6 protein-coding genes are annotated in these 20,438 nt (G+C 76.6%); 3 read left to right on the forward strand and 3 right to left on the reverse strand.

The features are described from left to right. The first annotated feature begins 24 nt into the window (after window positions 1–24). Window positions 25–786 (forward strand): thioesterase II family protein, encoded by a 762-nt coding sequence (locus tag MicB006_RS15195; protein WP_116506945.1) that lies wholly within the window; start codon window positions 25–27, stop codon window positions 784–786. A 70-nt stretch (window positions 787–856) separates the two neighbouring features. On the opposite strand, the gene MicB006_RS15200 is transcribed toward MicB006_RS15195, so the two are convergent. The 3 genes from MicB006_RS15200 to MicB006_RS15210 form a co-directional block, all read right to left on the reverse strand. Next, entirely contained in the window at window positions 857–1,744 is an 888-nt protein-coding gene (locus MicB006_RS15200; RefSeq protein ID WP_116506946.1) for a class I SAM-dependent methyltransferase, read from the reverse strand. Between the two features lie 29 nt (window positions 1,745–1,773). Then, window positions 1,774–3,336, reverse strand: coding sequence for a bifunctional 3-(3-hydroxy-phenyl)propionate/3-hydroxycinnamic acid hydroxylase (locus MicB006_RS15205; RefSeq protein ID WP_116506948.1), 1,563 nt, complete (start codon window positions 3,334–3,336; stop codon window positions 1,774–1,776). A 70-nt stretch (window positions 3,337–3,406) separates the two neighbouring features. After that, window positions 3,407–18,334 carry a type I polyketide synthase gene (locus MicB006_RS15210; RefSeq protein WP_116506950.1) on the reverse strand — a complete coding sequence of 4,976 codons (14,928 nt, stop codon included), beginning with the start codon at window positions 18,332–18,334 and terminating at the stop codon, window positions 3,407–3,409. Window positions 18,335–18,559: 225 nt separating this feature from the next. On the opposite strand from MicB006_RS15210, the gene MicB006_RS15215 reads away from it, so the two are divergent. Together MicB006_RS15215 and MicB006_RS15220 are read left to right on the forward strand one after the other, a co-directional pair. Then, entirely contained in the window at window positions 18,560–19,393 is an 834-nt protein-coding gene (locus tag MicB006_RS15215; RefSeq protein WP_225980767.1) for a hypothetical protein, read from the forward strand. Next, window positions 19,374–20,411, forward strand: a complete 1,038-nt coding sequence (locus tag MicB006_RS15220) for a 3-dehydroquinate synthase (protein ID WP_116506952.1) — start codon at window positions 19,374–19,376, stop codon at window positions 20,409–20,411. Before MicB006_RS15215 ends, MicB006_RS15220 begins: the two co-directional genes overlap by 20 nt. The last annotated feature ends 27 nt before the right edge of the window (window positions 20,412–20,438 follow it).

Here is a 20,438-nt window from a genome sequence, read left to right on the forward strand (position 1 = left end):
AGCCGCCGGAAGGACCACCAGAGGATGACGACGCCAGATACCGACAACGGCTTGTGGGTGCGACGCTTCCACCCCGCTCCGGGCGGCGCGGGGCGGTTGGTGTGCCTGCCCCACGCCGGCGGGTCGGCAAGCTTCTACTTCCCGGTGTCCCGCGCTCTCTCCCCCGCCGTGGAGGTGCTGTCGATCCAGTACCCGGGGCGGCAGGACCGGCGCCACGAGAAGTGCATCGGCGACATCCACGACCTCGCGCGCGAGGTGTTCACCGTGCTGCGGCCCTGGCGGGACGAGCCGCTGGCCATCTTCGGGCACAGCATGGGGGCCAGCCTTGGCTTCGAACTCGCCCGGCTCATCGAGCAGGACGGCGGCAGCGTCGCGCACCTGTTCGCCTCCGGGCGCCGGGCGCCGTCGAAGTCACGGCACGAGACGGTGCACCTGCTCGACGACGAAGGGCTGCTGGCCGACGTCCGGAAGCTGAGCGGCACCAACTCCGCCGTCCTCGGGGATCCGGAGATGCTGCGCGCCGCGTTGCCGGCGATCCGCAACGACTACCGGGCCGCCGAGCGGTACACCTACCGGCCGGGGCCGCCGCTGAGCTGCCCGATCACCGTCCTCACCGGTGACGACGACCCGAAGACGACTGTCGAGGAGGCCCGGGCGTGGTCGGACCACACCACCGCAGCGTTCGACCTGAAGGTCTACCCGGGCGGGCACTTCTTCCTCGCCGAGCACCAGCCGGCGATCCTGCGGGCCATCTCGACGGCACTGAGCGCGGCGCCGGCGGTCTGATCCCACCGGACGAGGGGCCCGTCCGCCGGTCGTCACGACCGGTCGGCGGGCCCCTCGTCCGTGCGCGGTGTCACCGCTTGTGGCCGACCGCGATCACGTAGTCGAGCTGCGCCAGCTCACGCTTCATGAGGTCCTGGTTCTTCCAGTGGGCCGCCATGCTCTTGCGGACGGCCGGCTTGACGACGGCCCGGAACGCGGGGTCGTTGGTCCGCTCGGCCATGTACGCCCGCCAGCCCTCCCAGGTCTGCTCCTTGATCGAGCGGACCTCCGGGTTGGCGAAGCCGGCCTCGACCAACTGCTGCCGGTACGTGTCCCGGTCGTGCCAGTTCTCCTTCGGGATGCTGAACTTGACGAAACTCAGCGGGCCGGACTGGATGGCGGCGCGGACGACGTCGCCGCTGACCGGGATGATGTCGGCCGTGGCGAGCACGCCGCCCGGGCGCAGCACCCGCAGCGCCTCGGCGAAGAACGCGCTGCGCGGGTAGAAGTGGAAGGCGGACTCCAGGGCGACGACCCGGTCGAAGGTGTTGTCTCCGAAGGGCAGTTCGGTGGCGCTGCCGAGCCGGAAGTCGGTCCGGTCGGCGAGCCCCTCCTCCTGCGCCCGGCGCTGCGCCGCCTCGACGTGGTGCGGGGTGATGTTCAGGCCGTACACCTTGGCGACCTGGCGCTCCCGCAGCCACTTGAAGTCCTGGTCCCCGTAGCCGAAGCCGACGTCGAGCACGGTGTCGTCCGGCTTGAGCCCGGCGGCGTCGGCCAGCTTGTCGGCCAGCGCGTCGGCGGCCGTGTCGATGTCGGTGACCCCGTCGGACCAGTAGCCCACGTTCATGTAGTGGGTACGGCGGGCCGCGAACTCCACGTCGGGTGACTGGATCTCGTAGAAGCGCCGGACCCGGGTGATGGGGTCGGCGGTGAAGACCGTGCGGATCGCCCGGCCGGCGATCTTCAGGTTCTCGAACATGTCGGTTCCTTCCGGTGGGTGGATGCCGATCAGCCGCGCCGGATCTGCCGGCGCAGATCCTCGACGAGCGCGGGCACAACGGCCGGGTCGGCGGCGGTGCCGAAGACGTAGAAGTCGGGCCGGACGAGCACCGCCACCGCGTCGTACCGCTTGAGGTGGGGCAGGTACACGTCGTCGAGGTCGAAGGCGGTCGGCGCGGCGCCGGATCCGGGTACGGGCGCGCCGGCGGGAACGATCCGGACGACCCGCGTGCCGAGCGCGTCCAGGAAGGCCCGGGCGTCGGCGTCGAGCAGGTCGTCGGGGTCCTCGGCGCAGAGCAGGACGAAGCCGGTGCCGACGACCTCGTCGAAGAGCCCGGCGCGGCCGTCGACCTCGACGCGGCCCTGCGGCATCGGGGCGCCGGCGGCCTCGCAGCCGCTGTGCAGGATCCCGCCGGACAGGGGCTCCAGCAGGGACCGGGTGCGCGGGCGGGCGGTACGCCGGCGCAGCTCGGCGAGCATCGCGGCGTCGCGGCCGGCCGCGGCGGCGCGGTCGGTCTCGCAGATCACCGTGCCCGAGTCCATGGACATTCGGATGGCGTGCTGCACGTGCGCGCAGCGCTCCTCCTGGTAGGTGTCCAGCAGGGCCTCGTCGGCGAGGCCGCGGTGCACCAGGTCGAGCTTCCAGGCGAGGTTGAGGGCGTCGCGGAAGCCCGAACTCATCCCCTGCCCCATGAACGGCGGCATCACGTGCGCCGCGTCGCCGGCGAGCAGGATCCGCCCGGAACGCCAGCGCCCGGCCGAGCATGCCTGGGTGGTGTAGACGCCGTACCGCTCCAGGGTGGCGTTGTCGGGGGTGATGTCGAAGAGGCCGAGCAGCCGCCACACGCTGGCGGCGCTCTCGAACTCCTCGCGGCTCTCCCCCGGCACCCGCATGAACTCCCACCGCCGGTGCCCCGGGCCGGCCGACACGGCCGTGCGGGGCCGCGCCGGGTCGCAGACCTGCAGGTTGTTCGGCTTGAACTCGCGGGCCTCGTGCGGGACCACGTCGCAGACCAGCCAGTCGTACGTGAAGCCGAGGTCGGTGACGCCGCTGCCCAGGTGCTCCCGCACGAAGCTGTTGGCCCCGTCGCAGCCGATGACCCAGCGGGCCGCGCGGACCTCCTCGCCGTCCGGGCCTGCGATGGTCACCTCGACCCGGTCGTCGTGCTCGACCAGGCCCGTCACCTGGTACGGGCGCAGCACCGTGACACCCGGCAGCTCCGCGCCCCGCTCGGCGAGCAGCGCCTCCAGTCCCGGCTGGTAGAACGAGACCGAGTCGGGCCAGCCCATCGGGCCGTCGCCGGTGACCTTGACGTGCAGCAGGGTCCGGCCGAAGCCGTTCCTGAAGGTGTACTCGCCGGACGACTCCACCACCGGCCCGAGGCGGTCGGCGACGCCGGCGGCGGCCAGGATACGGCTCGCCTCCCCGTCGTACGACACGGCGCGGGGGAAGTTGTACGGAGTGGCCCACCGCTCGACCGCCGTGACGGTGAGCCCTCGCTGCGCCAGCAGGATCGTGAGCATCTCACCGACGGGGCCGTAGCCCACGATCAGGACGTCGGTCGTCAGCATCGGTATCGGTTCCTCAGGGGTCGGTCGGACACGGGGTCGGCTTGCGGCGTGCGGGGCGGCCGGACGGCCATCAGATACCGAGTTCGGAGTCGATGAGGTCGAACAGGTCGTCGTCGCTGGCCAGTTCGAGATCGAGGTCGGGATCGCCGCCCGTGCCGGCGCGCATCGTCCGCCACTTGGCGATCAGCACCTCCAGGCGCGACCCGATCTGGTCGTGCAGCTCCGGTTCCACAGTGGCCTCGGTCAGCGAGCGCTCCAGGTTCTCCAGGTCCGCGAGGACCGACGGGGCCGCCGGTACGGTGTCCGGCGCCAGCTCGGACACCAGGTACGTGGCCAGCTCGTTCGGATCCGGGTAGTCGAAGATCAGCGTGGCCGGCAGGCGCAGGCCGGTGGCCGTGGTCAGCCGGTTGCGCAGCTCGACGGCGGTCAGCGAGTCGAAGCCGATCTGGCTGAACGCCCGGCCCGGGGCCACCGCCACCCGGCTGCCGTGTCCGAGCACGCTCGCCGCCTGCTCGCGTACCAGGTCGACCACGAGGGTGTGGCGCTCGGGCCCGTCCAGCGCCGCCAGCTCGTCGGCGAGCGTGCGCCCGCCGCCGGCCGGGGTGGCCGCCCGCGCCGTCGGCCGCTCCCGGCGCAGCAGCCCGCGCAGCAGCGCCGGGGGCCGCTCGGCCCGCTCGCCGAGCGCGGCGACGTCGATCCTCGTCGGCACCAGCACCGGCTCGGCCAGCCGCAGGCCCGCGTCGAACAGGGCCATCCCCAGCTCGGACGGGATGGCGAGCTGCCCGTCACGGGCGGTGATCCGGGGATCGGTCCGGTCCAGCTTGGCGGTCATCTCGCTGGCCTGCTCCCACAGCCCCCAGGCGAACGACCGGCCCGGCAGCCCCTCCGCACGGCGGGCCAGGGCGAGCGCGTCGAGGAACGCGTTGGCCGCCGCGTAGTTGGCCTGACCGGGGACGCCGAAGACTCCGGCGCCGGAGGAGAAGAGCACGAACCCGGCGAGGTCGAGGTGGCGGGTCAGCTCGTGCAGGTGCCACGCGGCGTCGAGCTTCGGCGCGAAGACCGTGTCGACGCGCTGCGGGGTGAGGGCGGTGACCACCCCGTCGTCGAGCACCCCGGCGAGGTGCACGACGGCGGTCAACGGGTGCCGCTCCGGTACCGCCGCCAGCACCCCGGCGAGGTTGTCGCGGTCGGACACGTCGGCCGCCACCACCGTGGCCTCGGCCCCCAGGGCCCGCAGTTCGTCGAGCGCCTCGATCGCGCCGGGGGCCCGCTCGCCGCGGCGGCTGACCAGCAGCAGCCGTCGTACGCCGTGCGTCTCGACCAGCCGCCGGGCGACCAGCCGGCCCAGGGTCCCGGTGCCGCCGGTCAGCAGCACCGTGCCGTCGGGGTTCCACGCCCGGGGCATGGTGAGCACCACCTTGCCGACGTGCCGGGCCTGGCTGACGTGCCGGAACGCCTCCGGCGCCTGGCGGACGTCCCACACCTGGGTGGGCAGCGGGGTGAGCGTCCCCCGTTCGAAGAGCCCCAGCAGAACGACCAGCATGCGCTGCACCTCGTCGGGCTCCTGCAGGGTCAGGTCGAAGGCGGTGTAGGCCACCCCCGGATGGTCGACGGCGACGCGGGCGGCGTCGCGGATGTCGGTCTTGCCCATCTCGACGAACCGCCCGCCGCGCGGCAGCAGCCGCAGCGAGGCGTCGACGAACTCGCGGGCCAGCGAGTCCAGCACGACGTCCACGCCCCGGCCGCCGGTGGCGTCGGTGAAGCGGGTCTCGAAGTCGAGGGTCCGGGACGAGGCCAGGTGCTCCTCGTCGAGACCGAGCGCGCGCAGGGCGTCCCACTTGGCGGGGCTGGCGGTGGCGTACACCTCGGCCCCGAGGTGGCGGGCGAGCTGCACGGCGGCCATGCCGACGCCGCCGGCCGCCGCGTGCACCAGCACCGACTCGCCCCGGGTGAGCCCGGCCAGGTTGACCAGCCCGTGGTACGCGGTCAGGAAGACCACCGGCACGGACGCGGCCTCGACGTACGACCAGCCGGCCGGCATCGGGGCCAGCAGGCGGCGGTCGGTGACCGCGACGGGTCCGAAGCAGCCCACGAAGACCCCGAAGACGCGGTCGCCGGGGCGCAGGTCGGTCACCTCGGTGCCGACCTCGACGACCTCGCCGGCGCCCTCGCCGCCGAGCGGGCCCGCGTCGCCCGGGTAGAGGCCGAGCGCGTTGAGCACGTCGCGGAAGTTGAGGCCGGCGGCGCGGACGCGGACCCGGACCTCGCGGGGGCCGAGCGCGGCGTCGGCGGCGTCGGTGGCGACCAGGGTGAGGTTCTCCAGGCTGCCGCGCACCGGCGCGTCCAGCCGCCACGCGGCGGCGGGCGGTGCGGGCAGCTCGCCGGCCGACCCGGCCCGCGCCAGCCGCGGCACGTACACCGCGCCGACCCGGATCGCGGCCTGCGGCTCGTCCGCCGCCAGGAGGGCGGCCACCTCGTCGGGGCCGATCCCGTCGCCGTCGACGTCGACGACGACGATCTGGCCCGGGTTCTCCGACTGGGCGGAGCGCACCAGGCCCCACGCCGCCGCGGCGGCCGGGTCGGTCACCTCGCCGGCGTGGTGCACGGCCACCGCGCCCCGGGTCACCAGCAGCAGCCGCGACGTCGCCCAGCGGGGCTCGGTGAGCCAGCGCCGGACCAGGTCGAGGGCCTGCACGGCGGCGTGGCGCGCCGCGCGGGGGGTGGGCTGCGCGGGGTGCGCGCCGAGCGGCACGAGCACCGCCCCGGGCAGGGCCAGTCCGGCGTCCACCGCGTCGGCGAGCCCGTCCAGCCCGTGGTGCAGCGGAAACCCGTCCAGGCCGGGGGCGACGGCCACGGCGTCGACCGGGGTGGCCGTCCCGACGGGCGGCAGCGGCGTCCAGTCGACGCGGAACAGGGCGTCGCGGGTGGCCCGGTCGTCGGTGACGGCCAGCTCGGTGGTGGAGATCGGGCGCATCGTCAGGGCGGCCACCTCGGCCACCGGGGCGCCGGTCGGATCGGCGACGGTCAGCGCGATGGCGTGCGGCCCGACCCGGGTCAGCCGTACCCGCAGGGCGGTGGCCCCGGTGGCGTGCAGGCTGACGCCGTTCCAGGCGAACGGCAGCAGGAGCTGGCCGGCCCCGGCCCCGGCGAGGCCGCCGAAGTGCGCGGCGTGCAGGGCGGCGTCGAACAGGGCGGGGTGCAGGCCGTACCGGTCGGCGTCGACCCGCTGGGCCGCCGGCAGCTCCACCTCGGCGTAGACCTCGTCGCCGCTGGTCCACACCGCGCGCAGGCCCTGGAACGCCGGCCCGTACGCGTACCCGTCGGCTTCCAGGCCGGCGTAGAAGCCGGTCAGGTCGACGGGCCGGGTGTCGGGCGGCGGCCAGGCGGTGAGCTGCGGCGGCACCGCGGGCTGGTCGGCGCGGAGGGTGGCGCTGGCGTGCCGGGTCCACGGCTGTCCCGCCGGCGCGTCGGCGGGCCGGGAGTGCACGGTCACCGGGCGGCGTCCGTCGCCGGCGCCCGCGCCGACCGCCACCTGCACCTGCGTCGCGCCGTCGGCGGGCAGGGTCAGCGGGGCCTCGATGACCAGTTCGTCGAGGAACGGGTGGCCGACCTCGTCGCCGGCGCGCAGGCAGAACTCCACCAGGCCGGTGCCGGGCACCAGCACGCTGCCGGTGACCCGGTGATCGGCCAGCCACGGCTGCGCGTCGGCCGACAGCCGCCCGGTGAACAGGTGGCCCGTCGTCTCGGCCAGCACGACCGACGCGCCGAGCAGCGGATGACCGGCGGCGTCCAGACCGGCGGCGCTGACGTCGCCGGGGCCGGAGACCGGCCGGGGCCAGTAGCGGCGGTGGGCGAACGCGTACGTGGGCAGGTCGACGCGCCGGCCGCCGGCCAGTGCGGGCCGCCAGTCCACCGCGACCCCGGACACGTGGAGCTGGGCCAGGGAGAGCAGGAACCGCTCCCGGCCGCCCTGGTCGCGTTGCACCGAGCCGACCACCACGGCATCGCCGTCGTGGTCGGCGAGGGTCTCCTCCACGCCGACGGTGAGCACCGGGTGGGGGCTGCACTCGACGTACGCGTCGTGGCCCTCGGCGGCCAGCGCGCGGATCGCCCGTTCCAGCTCGACGGGCCGGCGCAGGTTGCGGTACCAGTAGTCGGGCCCCATCTCCTCGCCGTCGAGCCAGCGCAGGTCGGTGGTGGAGAACAGCGGCACGGCGGCCGGGCCGGGGGCGATGCCGGCCAGCACCTCGGCCAGCTCGTCGCGGATGCGTTCCACCTGGGCGGAGTGGGAGGCGTAGTCGACGGCGATGCGCCGCACCCGGGCCTGCTCGCCGGCCAGCTCGGCGAGCAGCTCCTCGACTGCCTCCGGCTCGCCGGAGACCACGACGGCGGCCGGCCCGTTCACGGCGGCGACCGAGATCCGCTCACCGAAGCGGGCGATCCGGTCGCGGACCGTGTCGGCCGGCAGCGCGACGGAGGCCATCGCCCCGTGCCCGGCCAGAGCCCGTAGCGCGCGGCTGCGCAGCGCCACCACCCGGGCCGCGTCGGGCAGGGAGAGCACCCCGGCGACGCAGGCGGCGGCGATCTCGCCCTGGGAGTGGCCGACCACGGCGGCCGGCTGCACGCCGTACGAGCGCCACAGCTCGGCCAGCGACACCATCATCGCGAACAGGGCGGGCTGCACGACGTCGACCTCGTCGAGGCCGGGCGCGCCCGGCGCCTGGCGCAGCACGTCCAGCAGCGACCAGTCCAGGTACGGCCGCAGCGCCGCGTCGCAGGCCGCCATGCGTTCGGCGAACACGGGGGCCTGGTCGAGCAGGTCCAACCCCATGCCGAGCCACTGGGAGCCCTGCCCGGGGAAGACGAAGACGCACCGGCCGGTGGGCCGCGCCTCGCCGCGCGTGACCGCCGGGTCGGGCCGGCCCTCGACGAGCGCGTCGAGGGCGTCGGCGACCCGCTGCGCGGACGCGGCCACCAGCACCGCTCGGGAGTCGAAGGTGCCCCGGCTGGTGGCCAGCGACCACGCCACGTCGAGGGGCCGCTGGTCGGGCCGGGCGGCGAGGTGCTCCCGCAGCCGCCGCGCCTGGCCGGCGAGCGCCTGCGGGGTACGCGCCGACAGCAGCCACGGCAACGCGCGCTCCTGCGGCGGCTCGGATTCGGCGGCCTCCGGCGGCGCCTCGGCGACCGACTCGACGATCACGTGGGCGTTGGTGCCGCTGATGCCGAACGACGAGACGCCGGCGCGCACCGGCCGGTCCGCCGCCGGCCACGGGCGGGCCTCGGTGAGCAGCTGCACCGCTCCCGAGTCCCAGTCGATCCGCGAGCTGCGGCGCTCGGCGTGCAGGGTGCGGGGCAGCCGCCCGTGCCGCATGGCGAGGACCATCTTGAGCACGCCGGCGACGCCGGCCGCGGCCTGGGTGTGCCCGAGGTTGGACTTGACCGAGCCGAGCAGCACCGGCGCGGCGCCGGCCGGGCGCTGCCCGTACGTGGCGAGGATCGCCTCCGCCTCGATGGGGTCGCCGAGCGACGTGCCGGTGCCGTGCGCCTCCACCACGTCCACGTCGGCGGCACTCAGCCCGGCGGCGCCCAGCGCGGCCTTGATGACCCGTTCCTGCGACGGCCCGTTCGGGGCGGTCAGCCCGTTCGACGCGCCGTCGGAGTTGACCGCCGAGCCGCGCACGACGGCCAGCACGGGGTGGCCCCGGCGGCGGGCCTCGGAGAGCCGCTCCACCACCAGCATCCCGACGCCCTCGGACATGCCGAAGCCGTCGGCGTCCTCGGCGAACGCCTTGCACCGCCCGTCGGCGGCGAGACCGCGCTGGCGGCTGAAGCCGGTCAGCCCGGCCGGGGTGGACATCACCGACACCCCACCGGCCAGCGCCAGGTCGCAGTCGCCCTGGCGCAGCGCCTGGACGGCCAGGTGCAGCGCCACCAGCGACGCCGAGCAGGCGGTGTCGACGGTGACAGCTGGTCCCTCCAGCCCGAGCGCGTACGCGACCCGGCCGGAGAGGACGCTGCCGGCGGTGCCGGTCAGCAGGTGCCCCTCGTCGGCGGTGACCTCGCCGTCGTCGGAGACGACACCGGGGGCGACCCGGTCGGCGTAGTCCTGCCCGTGGGTGCCGGCGAAGACGCCGGTGCGGCTGCCCCGCAGGGTGGCCGGGTCGATGCCACCGCGTTCCAGCGCCTCCCAGGAGGTCTCCAGCAGCAGCCGGTGCTGCGGATCCATGGCGAGGGCCTCGCGGGGGCTGATGCCGAAGAACTCGGCGTCGAAGTCGGCGATGCCGGTGAGGAACCCGCCGGAGCGCACGTACGTCCGGCCGGGAGTGCCGGGCACCGGGTCGTGGAGGTCGGCCAGCGGCCAGCCCCGGTCGTCGGGCAGGTCGCCGATGACGTCGTCGCCCGCGTCGAGCAGCCGCCACAGCTCCTCCGGGGAGCCGATCCCGCCGGGGAAGCGGCAGGCCATCGCGACGATGGCGACCGGCTCGTCCAGGGCGACGGTGCTCGCGTCGGCGACCTCGGTGGCGGCGGTGCCGAGCAGCCGGGCGTGCAGGTGCGCGGCGAGCAACTCGGGGGTGGGGTGGTTGAACACGGCGTGCGGGGCGAGCCGGACCCCGGTGACGGCGGTGAGCCGGTTGCTCAGTTCGACGGCCATCAGCGAGTCGAAGCCGAGGTCCTTGAACGGGCGGCGCGGCTCGACCTGCTCGGGGCCGGTGTGCCCGACCACTGTGGCGCACCGGGCGCGTACGAGGTCCAGCAGCAGTTCGGCGCGCTCGGGCTCGGCGAGTTCGGCCAGCCGGTCGGCGAAGCCCTTCGCGGCGGCGGGCGCGGAGGCGGCGTTGACCGCCCGGCGGGGCGGCTGGGGCAGCAGCGCCCGCAGCAGGGCGGGCACCTCGCCGGAGGTCCGTACGGCGGCCAGGTCGAGCCCGATCGGCACGAGCGCCGGCCGGTCCACGTGCAGGGCGGCGTCGAACAGCGCCAGCCCGGCGGCCGTGTCGAGGGGGCGGGTGCCGCCGCGGGCGAGCCGGGCCAGGCCGGCGGGGCTGAGCCGGCCGGCCATCCCGTCCTCGGCGGCCCACAGCCCCCAGGCCAGGGCGCTCGCCGGCCGGCCCTGGGCGCGGCGGTGCGCGGCGAGCGCGTCGAGGAACGCGTTGCCGGCCGCGTAGTTGCCCTGGCCGGGGCTGCCGAAGGTGGCGGCGGCCGAGGAGAAGAGCACGAACGCCGCCAGGTCGAGGCCGGCGGTGAGCTCGTGCAGGTGCCAGGCGCCGTGCACCTTGGCGCGCAGGCTCCGGGCCCAGCGGGTCGGGTCGAGGTCGGTGAGCAGGGCGTCGTCGGTGGCCCCGGCGGCGTGCACGACGGCGACGAGCCGGTCGGCCAGCGGGGCGATGACCTCGGCGAGCGCCGCCCGGTCGGCGACGTCGGCCGCGACCACCCGCACTGTGACGCCGGCGTCGGTCAGCGCGGTCGTCCAGTCGCCGGCCCGGCCGCTGCGGCTGACCAGCACCAGTTCGGTGACGCCGTGCGCGGTGGCGAGGTGGGTGGCGACGTGCCGGCCGATCCCGCCGGTGCCGCCGGTGAGGAGCACGGTGCCGCCGGCCAGGGCCGCGAGCGGCGCGCCGGCCGGGGGCCGCTCGACGGGGCGGAGGCGGGGCAGCAGTGCGCGGCCGTCGCGGACGGCCACCTCGGGTTCGTCGTCGGCGGCGGCCAGCGCCGAACGGATGGCGGCGTCGTCGGTGGTGTCGAGGCTGAGCAGGAGGAAACGGTCGGGCTGCTCGGCCTGGGCGACGCGGAGCAGCCCGGCCACGGGGGCGTGCACCGGGTCGCCGTCGCGCACGGCGAGGGCCAGGCGGGTGGTCTCCGCGCGGGGGTCGGCCAGCCAGGTCTGGAGCACGTCGAGCACGGCGAGGCCGACGGCGTGCGCCCGGTCGGGCACCGGCCGGCCCGGCTCGCCGTCGCCGACCCGCAGCACCAGCAGCGGCGGCAGCGGCCCGTCCGGCGGCGTGCCGTCGGCGAGCGTCCAGGAGGGCGCCGGGGTCGCCGGGAACGCGGCGGGCAGCCAGTCGACGGCGTACAGCCCGGCGGGGGTGGCCGCCGGCGCCGGCGGGTCGGCGGACGGCAGGTCCACCGGCCGCAGCACCACCCGGTCGGCGTCGAGCACGGGCCCGCCCGCGTCGTCGACGGCGCTCAGCGTCACCGCGTCCGCCCCGGCGGGGGCCAGGCAGACGCGCAGCGCGTGCGCCCCGACGGCGTGGCGGCGCACGCCCGCCCACTCGGTGGGCAGCAGCCGGGCGGTGGGCCCGGCGTCGGCGACCGACGCGAAGCCGGCGAGCGGGAGCAGGCGCAGGGCCGCGTCCAGCACCAGCGGGTGCACGCCGTACCGCTCGGCGTCCGGGTCGCGGGCGTCGTCGGGCAGGCGTACGTCGACGTAGAGCCGGTCGGCGGCGACCCACGCGGCACGGGCCAGCTCCCCGGCCAGCGCCCGGTGCGGCGGGGCGCTCAGGTCCACCGGCCGGGCCCCGGCAGGTGGCCAGGCGGGGGCGAGGGCGCCCCGGCCGCTCTCCGGGTCGACGGGTGCGAGCACGGCCTCGGCGACCTCCCGCCAGGGCAGCCCCTCGCCGGCCCGGACGTGACAGTGCGCCACCCGGCGTCCGTGCTCGTCCGGCGCGCCCACGTCGATCTGCACCTCGAGGGTTGCCTCGGCGGGCAGCGGAACCGGCTCGGGCACGCGCAGCCGCCGCACGCTCGGGGCGCCGAGCTGGTCGCCGAGGTGGGTGAGCATGTCCAGCAGGGCGGTGGCGGGCAGCAGCGGCGCCGTGCCGTCGCCGGGCGCGGCCAGCCACGGCGAGGTGGCCGTGGCGATCTGCCCGGTGCAGACCACCTGCCCGGTGCCGGCGACCGCCAGCAGGCCGCCGAGCAGCGGATGCCCTGCGTCGGCCAGTCCGGCGCCGACGGGACCGCCGGCGCCGGTGGGAGCGGGCAGCCAGTAGTGCCGCCGCTGGAAGGCGTACGTGGGCAGGTCGACGCGGCGGTGCGGGCCGGGGCCGGCGAGGGCGGCACGGTCCACCGCGACGCCCCGCACGTGCAGCCGCGCCACGGCGGCGAGCAGCGCCTCGGCCTCGCCCGCGGTGCCCCGTACGGCGGGGACGAAGGCCAGCTCGTCGGCCTCGGCGACGAGGCAGTCCCGGGCCATCGCGGTGAGCACACCGGCCGGGCCGATCTCCAGGAAGGTGGTGACGCCCTGCCCGTGCAGGGCCCGTACGCCGTCGTGGAAGCGGACGGTGCCCCGCACGTGCGCCACCCAGTGCTCGGGCGAGCAGAGCCGGGCCGGGTCGACGGGGTGGCCGGTCAGGTTGGACACCACCGGCAGGTGCGGGGTGCGGTACGTGAGGCCGGCCGCGACCGCGCGGAACTCGTCGAGCATCGGGTCCATGCGCGGCGAGTGGAACGCGTGCGACACCCGCAGCCGGCTGGTGCGGCGCCCGGCCGCGCGCAGGGTGTCCGCGACGGCCAGCACCGCGTCGGTGTCGCCGGACAGGACGACGCTGGTGGGGCCGTTGACGGCGGCGAGGCCCACCCGGTCGGTCAGGTGCGCGGCGACCTCGGCCTCGTCGGCCTCGACGGCGACCATCGCGCCCCCGGCGGGCAGCTGCTGCATCAGCCGGGCTCGGGCGGCGACCAGCGCCGCCGCGTCGGCGAGGGAGAACACCCCGGCCACGTGCGCGGCGGCAAGCTCGCCGACGGAGTGGCCGAGCACCGCGTCGGGCCGGACCCCCCAGTGCTCCAGGAGGCGGTAGAGCGCCACCTCGAAGGCGAACAGGCCCGGCTGGGTGTACAGGGTCTCGTCGAGCAGTTCGGCCGCTGCGGTGCCCTCGGCCGCGAGGACGACGTCCGCGACGGGGAGCGGGGCGTGGCCGGCGAGGCAGCGGTCGAGTTCGGCGCAGGCCGCGTCGAAGGCGGCCGCGAAGACGGGGTACGCCGCGTGCAGCTCGTGGCCCATGCCGGCGCGCTGGCCGCCCTGCCCACCGAAGAGCAGGCCGAGTCGGCCGTCGACGACCCGGCCGGTCAGCACGCCCGGCAGGTCCGGGTCCGGTCCGCCGCGGGCCAGCGCGCCGAGCCCCGTCCGGGCGGACTCCGCGTCGCCCACCAGCACCACGGCCCGGTGTTCGAGAGCGGCGCGGGTGGTGGCGAGGGCGTGCCCGGCGTCGGCCGGGTCGGCGTGCGCCCCCGGCCCGTCGAGCCAGGCCAGCAGGCGGGCCGCCTGGTCACGCAGCGCCTCGCCGGAGGCAGCCGCGAGCAGCCACGGTACGGGCGGCCGAGCGGTGCCGGTCGACGGCCGCGCTGCCGCGGTGGCGGGCGGCGACTGCCGGGCGGCGTCCCCGGCGGCGGTCGGCGGATCGGCGGGGGCCTCGACGATGACGTGGGCGTTGGTGCCGCTGATGCCGAACGACGAGACGCCGGCCCGGCGGGGCCGGCGTACGTCGGGCCACGGGCGGGCCTCGGTGAGCACCTCGACCGCGCCGGCGGACCAGTCCACCTCGGACGTCGGGGCGTCCACGTGCAGGGTGCGCGGCAGTGTCCCGTGCCGCATCGCGAGCACCATCTTGATCACCCCGGCGGCCCCGGCGGCGGCCTGGGTGTGGCCGAGGTTGGACTTCAGCGAGCCCAGCCGCAGTGGTTCGGCGTCACCGCGGCCCACCCCGTACGTGGCGAGCAGCGCCTGCGCCTCGATCGGGTCGCCGAGGGACGTGCCGGTGCCGTGCGCCTCGACGGCGTCCACGTCGGCGGTGGAGAGCCCGGCCGCGTCCAGCGCCCGGCGGATGACCCGCTCCTGGGCGGGCCCGTTGGGGGCGGTCAGCCCGTTGGACGCGCCGTCGGAGTTGACGGCGGAGCCGCGCAGCACGGCGAGGACGGGGTGCCCGTGCCGGCGGGCGTCGGAGAGTCGTTCCAGCAGCAGCACGGCGACGCCCTCGGACCAGCCGGTTCCGTCGGCGCCGTCGGCGAACGCCTTGCACCGGCCGTCCGGGGCGAGCCCGCGCTGCCGGCTGAACTCCACGAACGCCTGCGGGGTGCCCATCACCGCCACGCCGCCGGCCACGGCGAGCGAGCAGTCCCCGGCGCGCAGCGCCTGGGCGGCCAGGTGCAGCGCCACCAGCGACGACGAGCACGCCGTGTCGACGGTGACAGCCGGCCCCTCCAGCCCCAGCGCGTACGCGACCCGGCCGGAGACGACGCTGCCGGCGGTGCCGACGCCGAGGTAGCCCTCGGTGCCGGGCGGCGCCTGGCGCAGGTTCGCGGCGTAGTCGTGGTGCATGACGCCGGTGAAGACGCCCGTGGCGCTGCCGCGCAGCGAGGTGGGGTCGATGCCGGCCCGCTCGAACAGTTCCCAGGACGTCTCCAGCAGCAGCCGCTGCTGCGGGTCCATGGCGAGCGCCTCGCGCGGGCTGATCGCGAACAGGGTGGCGTCGAAGTCCGCGGCGCCGGTGAGGAAGCCGCCCACCCGGGCGTACGAGGTGCCGGGGCGGTCGGGGTCGTCGGAGAACAGGTTCGCCAGGTCCCAGCCCCGGTCCGTGGGGAACTCCGTGAGCCCTTCCCGGCCCTGGTCGACCAGCTCCCACAGCTCCTCGGGGGAGGCGACGCCACCGGGGAGCCGGCAGGCCATGGCGACGACGGCCACCGGATCGTCCCCGGTGGACGGCACCACCGCCGGGTCCGTCGTGGGAGCGGCCTGCGCGGCGGCACCGCGCAGCCGGGCGGCGAGGTGCCGGGCGAGGGCCTGGGGGCTGGGCCGGTCGAACGCGGCCGTGGCGGAGAGCCGTACCCCGGTGGCCCGGGCCAGCCGGTCGCGCAACGCAACCGCCGCGACCGAGGTGAAGCCGAGTTCCTTGAAGGCGCGGCCGGGGCGGACCGCGGCCGGGCCGGGCAGCCCGGCCACCTGCGCGGTGGCGGCGCGGACCAGGTCGAGCAGGAGCCGGTCCCCCTCGGCGGTGGTGAGCCCGGCCAGCCGGCGGCGCAGCTCGGCGGCGTCCCGGTCGTCCGTGGCGTCGCCGGGCTCGGCCACGGGCCCGCGCCAGGCGGGGTGCGCGGCGTCGGCGTGGCCCGCCGGGCGGGCGAGCACGACCAGGTCGGCGCCGTCGTGGGCCACGTCGAACGCGGCGAGGTCGGCCCGGACGGCCGCCGATGCGGTGCCCGCTGCGGGTCCGGTCGCCGCCGGCACGCGCTCGGCGGGCGCGGTCGTGCCGACGAGCCGGGCTGGGTGACCGGCGGCCCGGCGGCGGGTGGCCAGGGCGTGCAGGGCGCCGACGGCCGAGGCGGCCCCTTCCCGGCCCGCGGCGCCCAGCAGGAGGGCGGACGGCGCGAGGACGGTGAACGCGGCCCCCGGGTGCCGGCTCGCGGCGTCCAGCGTCGCGGCGAGGCCGAGCAGCCGGGCTGCGGCCTCGGCGTCGGCCAGGTCGTCGTCGCACGGGCAGAGGAAGACGGCGCCGAACGCCTCGTCGCCCGCCCGCTCGGCGGGCAGTGGAACGGCTTCCGCACCGGCGGCGGTGAGTTCGGCGGCCAGGTCCGCCAGGGCCGGGGCGGGCGTCGCGCCAGCGTGCAGCAGCCGCAGCCGGCGGGCGCGGTGCGCGGCGACGAGGTGCCGGGCCAGCGCGGCGCCGGTCGGTCCGTCGGCGCCGGTGACCAGGACGGGACGCTCCGGGTCGGCCACGGTCGCCGGCCGTCCCGGCACGGTCGCCGGGGCGGGCACGAGGGCCGCGTGCCGGGCCGCCCCGGCCCGCAGGGCGACCTGCGCGGCGTCGGCGTCCACGACGGCGGGCAGCAGGGCGAGCGAGCGGTCCGCGGCGTCGTGGTCGACCAGCACGATCCGGTCCGGGTACGCGGCCTGCAGGCTGCGCCCGACCGCCCAGACGGCGCCGGCCGCCGGATCGGGCCCGGCCCACCCGGCGGCGTCGCCCCCGGTGGCGGCTCCCCCGGTGGCGGCTCCCCCGGCGACGTCTCCCGCAGTGGCCTCGCCTGCGGCGGCGTCTTGCGCGGGGGCGTCGCCCGCGCTGCCGGCACCGCTCGTGCCGGGGCCGTTGGCCGCGTCGCCGGCCGGGCCGGTCAGCAGCATCAGCCGGGTGCCGGCGAAGCGGTCGTCGTCGAGCCAGCCACGCAACCGGTCGGCGAGGTCCGCCGCGTCGGCGTCGGCCGGCCCGGCCAGCAGCACCGTCACGTCGGGCACGTCGGGAGTCTCGCGCAGGGTGGCCAGATCCCGGTGGGCCCGGAACCGCTCCCCCGGTGACGCCGCGCGCAGCGGCTCCACCAGCGGCTCGCTCCCGGCGCCGACGAGCGCCCAGCGGCGGGCCGGGGCGGCGGCGTCCTGCGCGGCCGCCGGGACGGGCGTCGCCACCGGCGGTACGGCGGCCAGGTCCAGCGGTCGCCAGGCGAGCAGGCTGAGCGCCTCGTGGTGGCTGCCGTTGACCGCCCGCAGCCGGGCCGGCCCGTCGAGCAGGAGCCGGCGGGTGACCTTGCCGGACGCGGTGCGGGGCACCTGCCCGATCTCGTACAGCGCCTCGGGGACCTTGTGGTAGCTGAGCCTCTCCCGGCAGGCCGCGTACCCCGCGGCGGGGTCGAAGCCCTCCGGCCCCGGCACCACGAACGCCACCGGCACCTCGCCGAGCACCTCGTGCGGCCGGCCGGTCACCGCCACGTCGGCGACGCCGGGCACCGCGCGCAGCGCCTCCTCCACCTCGCCCGGGTGGATCTTCTCCCCGCCCCGGATGATCAGCTCCTGGTGGCGGCCGGTGACGAAGATGTTGCCGTCGGCGTCGCGGCGGGCCAGGTCGCCGGTGCGGTACCAGCCGTCGCGCAGGGCGGCGGCGGTGACCTCCGGCAGGCCGTGGTAGCCGAGCATGACGCTCGGACCGCTGACCCAGACCTCCCCCTCGGCGCCGGTCGGCACGTCCAGACCCGTCTGCGGGCTGACCAGGCGCACCTCGACGCCGGGCACCGCGCGCCCGCAGGAGCCCTCGACCCGGGGCTGCTCCGGCCGGGTGACGGCGATCGAGCCGCAGGTCTCCGTGCTGCCGTACGCGTCGAGCAGCGGCGCGTCGAAGACCTCGTCGAACGCCCGCCGCAGCGCGCCGGTGGTGATCGCCCCGCCGACCAGGCAGACCCGCAGGGCCGGGGCGCGGAAGCCGGTCTCCCGGGCGGCGGTGACCAGGTGGTGGTACATGGCCGGCACACCGGCGAGCACGGTGGCCTCGTCCTCGTCGACCGCGCGCAGCACGTCGTCGGCGGAGAAGCCGTCGATGAGCCGGGCCGTGGCCCCGACCGCCGTCACGCTCAGCACGCACCCGATGTGGGAGAGGCTGTGGAACAGCGGCAGTGGCCAGACCACCCGGTCGGCGGCGGTGAGCCCGGGGATCGGCACGTAACAGGCGGCGACCGACCAGAGGCAGGTGCGCTGGGTGGAAAGGACACCCTTGGGCCGGCCGGTGGTGCCGGAGGTGTAGAGCATCCAGGCCACCTCGTCGAGGCCCAGGTCGTCGCGGGCCCCCACGGACGGCTCGGTGTCGACCAGGTCGCGCCAGGCGACGACCCCGTCCGGAACCGGGTTGTCCCCGGTGACCACGATCCGCAGGGCCGGCCGGCCGGTACGCAGCCGCAGCATCTGGTCGAGGTGACGCGGGTCGGTGACCACCAGCACCGCGCCGGAGTCGTCCAGCAGATGGGCCAGTTCCGCGTCGGTGCTGTGCGGATTCACCGGCACGCCGACCGCGGCGGCCCGCGTGACGGCCAGCCAGGTCTCCACCGTCTCCACGCGGTTGCCGAGGCAGAAGGCCACCCGGTCGCCCCGGGCGACCCCGGCTGCCGCCAGGTGACCGGCCAGCCGACGGGTCCGCGCCGCCAGATCGGCGTATCCGACCGCCCGGCGGTCGTCGCAGAATGCGACCTTGTTCCCCGACCTGGCGGCGTGCGCCTCGATCAGATCGGACAACGGCTGGATCAGGTCGCTCCGAAGCATGTCACCACATCCATCCGTCGGCGAGACTCCTCATCCGCGGCGTAGACCTCGCTCGCCGTAGCGGCCCAAGTCTTCCGAGCACCCTGCCGGTGTCCTACCCCTGCCACCCCCTAAGTCGTCCCCAGTTCGGAGCGCCGATCGGGTGGTGGAACGCGCCCGCGGGCCGATGATGGGGCGACCCCCGCGGACCGTCGAATCCCGTGCTCCACCCGCCCGTCAGCCGAGGTGCCGTCGTTGGAACGCTGCTGGTTGTTCGCCCGTTCGGCCGTACCGGCCGGCGGCTGCCCGGGCACGCGACTGACCGAGCTGGTCGGCACCGTCCTGACCGGGCTGGTCGCCGCCGCCCGCCGGGCCGATCCCGGCATGGACTGGTTCTTCGACCCGGAGGACTCCCCCGCCGGGCGGCTGAGCCTCGGCTTCCATGCCGCCCCCGCCGCGCTCGACGCGGTACGGGCAGGACTGCTCGCCTACGACCCGGGGACGTCCCTCGCCGGGGACCGGTACGTCGTGCGCGACCCCGCGCGGGGCGGCCCGCTCGCGTTCGCGGGCAGCGAACTGGCCCTCACCCTGCTCGGCGGTGACGTGCCCTGGCTGGCCGGCGGCGAGTTGCCGCTGGCCGTGGCGCACCTGCGGCACCTGACCGGGCTGATGCCGGCGGCCGACCGCCTGGCGTTCCTGTTCCTGCACTGGCAGGAACGCAGCCAGCGGCTCACCGGCGCGCAGCGGCGGGACCTGGCCGCGCAGGCCGACGCCGGGGCGGAGAAGATCGTCCTGTCGGCCGGTGACCTACCGTTGGGCGGGGACGTGGCAGTGGCGTGGCAGCGCTACCTGGACCGGGTGACCGACGTGGTGGGCCACGACCACCCGACGGCGCCTCCCGGGTTCCTGCTGGCGCACCACGCGCAGCTCACCCACGATCGGTGGGGCATCCGGCCGGAGGTCGACTCGCTGGCCGCGCTGGCGCTGCGCCTGTCGATGGTGCGGGGCAGCCCGGCCGCGACCGCGCCGGCCCGCGTTCCGCAGAGGAGGCAGCAACCACATGCACGCGCCGGTACCTGACCGTCCCGCCAGCGAGCCGGCCCGCGTCGAGGTGGCACTCGGGGAACGGTCGTACCCGGTGCTGATCGGTCCCGGCGTGCGCCACCGGCTCCCGGCGGAGGTGGCGCGGATCGGCGCCCAGCGGGTCGTGGTGGTCTCGGCCCGGCCACCGGAGTGGACGCCCGACCCGGGCGTGCCGCACCGGGTGGTGCCGGTCCGCGACGGCGAGCACGACAAGAGCCTGACCACTGTGGAACAGCTCTGCCGGGCGTTCGCCGAGTTCGGGCTGACCCGGACGGACGCGGTGGTCTCCTGCGGCGGCGGCACCACCACGGACGTGGTCGGGCTGGCCGCCGGCCTCTACCACCGGGGCGTACCGGTGATCCACCTGCCGACCTCGCTGCTGGCCCAGGTGGACGCCAGCGTCGGTGGGAAGACCGCCGTCAACCTGCCGGAGGGCAAGAACCTCGTGGGCGTGTACTGGCAGCCCCGGGCGGTGCTCTGCGACACCGAGCACCTGGGGACGCTGCCGCAGCGGGAGTGGCGCAACGGGTACGGGGAGATCGCCCGGGCGCACTTCATCGGCGCCGGTGATCTGCGTGACCGGCCGGTGGCGGAGCAGATCGCCGCGTCGGTGGCGTTGAAGGCCCGGGTGGTGGCCGCGGACGAGCGGGACTCCGGCCTGCGGCACATCCTCAACTACGGCCACACGCTCGGGCACGCGTTGGAGCGGGCCACCGACTTCGGCCTGCGCCACGGTGAGGCGGTCGGCGTCGGCACGGTCTTCGCGGGCCGGCTGGCCGGCGTCCTCGGCCGGGTACCGGCCGACCGGGTGGCCGAGCACCACGACGTGGTGGCGGGCTACGGGCTCGACACCACGCTGCCCGCCGGCGTCGACCACGACGAGCTGATCGCGCTGATGCGCCGGGACAAGAAGGCCACCTCGGGCCTGTCCTTCGTCCTGGACGGACCGGGCGGAGTCGAGCTGGTCGCCCGCGTCCCCGAGGCCGCTGTGCGTACCGCACTTTCCGGCATGTGAGGCCGACACCGCCGGGTGCCCGTTCGC

This window comes from Micromonospora sp. B006 (assembly GCF_003408515.1).
GTDB lineage: Bacteria > Actinomycetota > Actinomycetes > Mycobacteriales > Micromonosporaceae > Micromonospora > Micromonospora echinospora_A.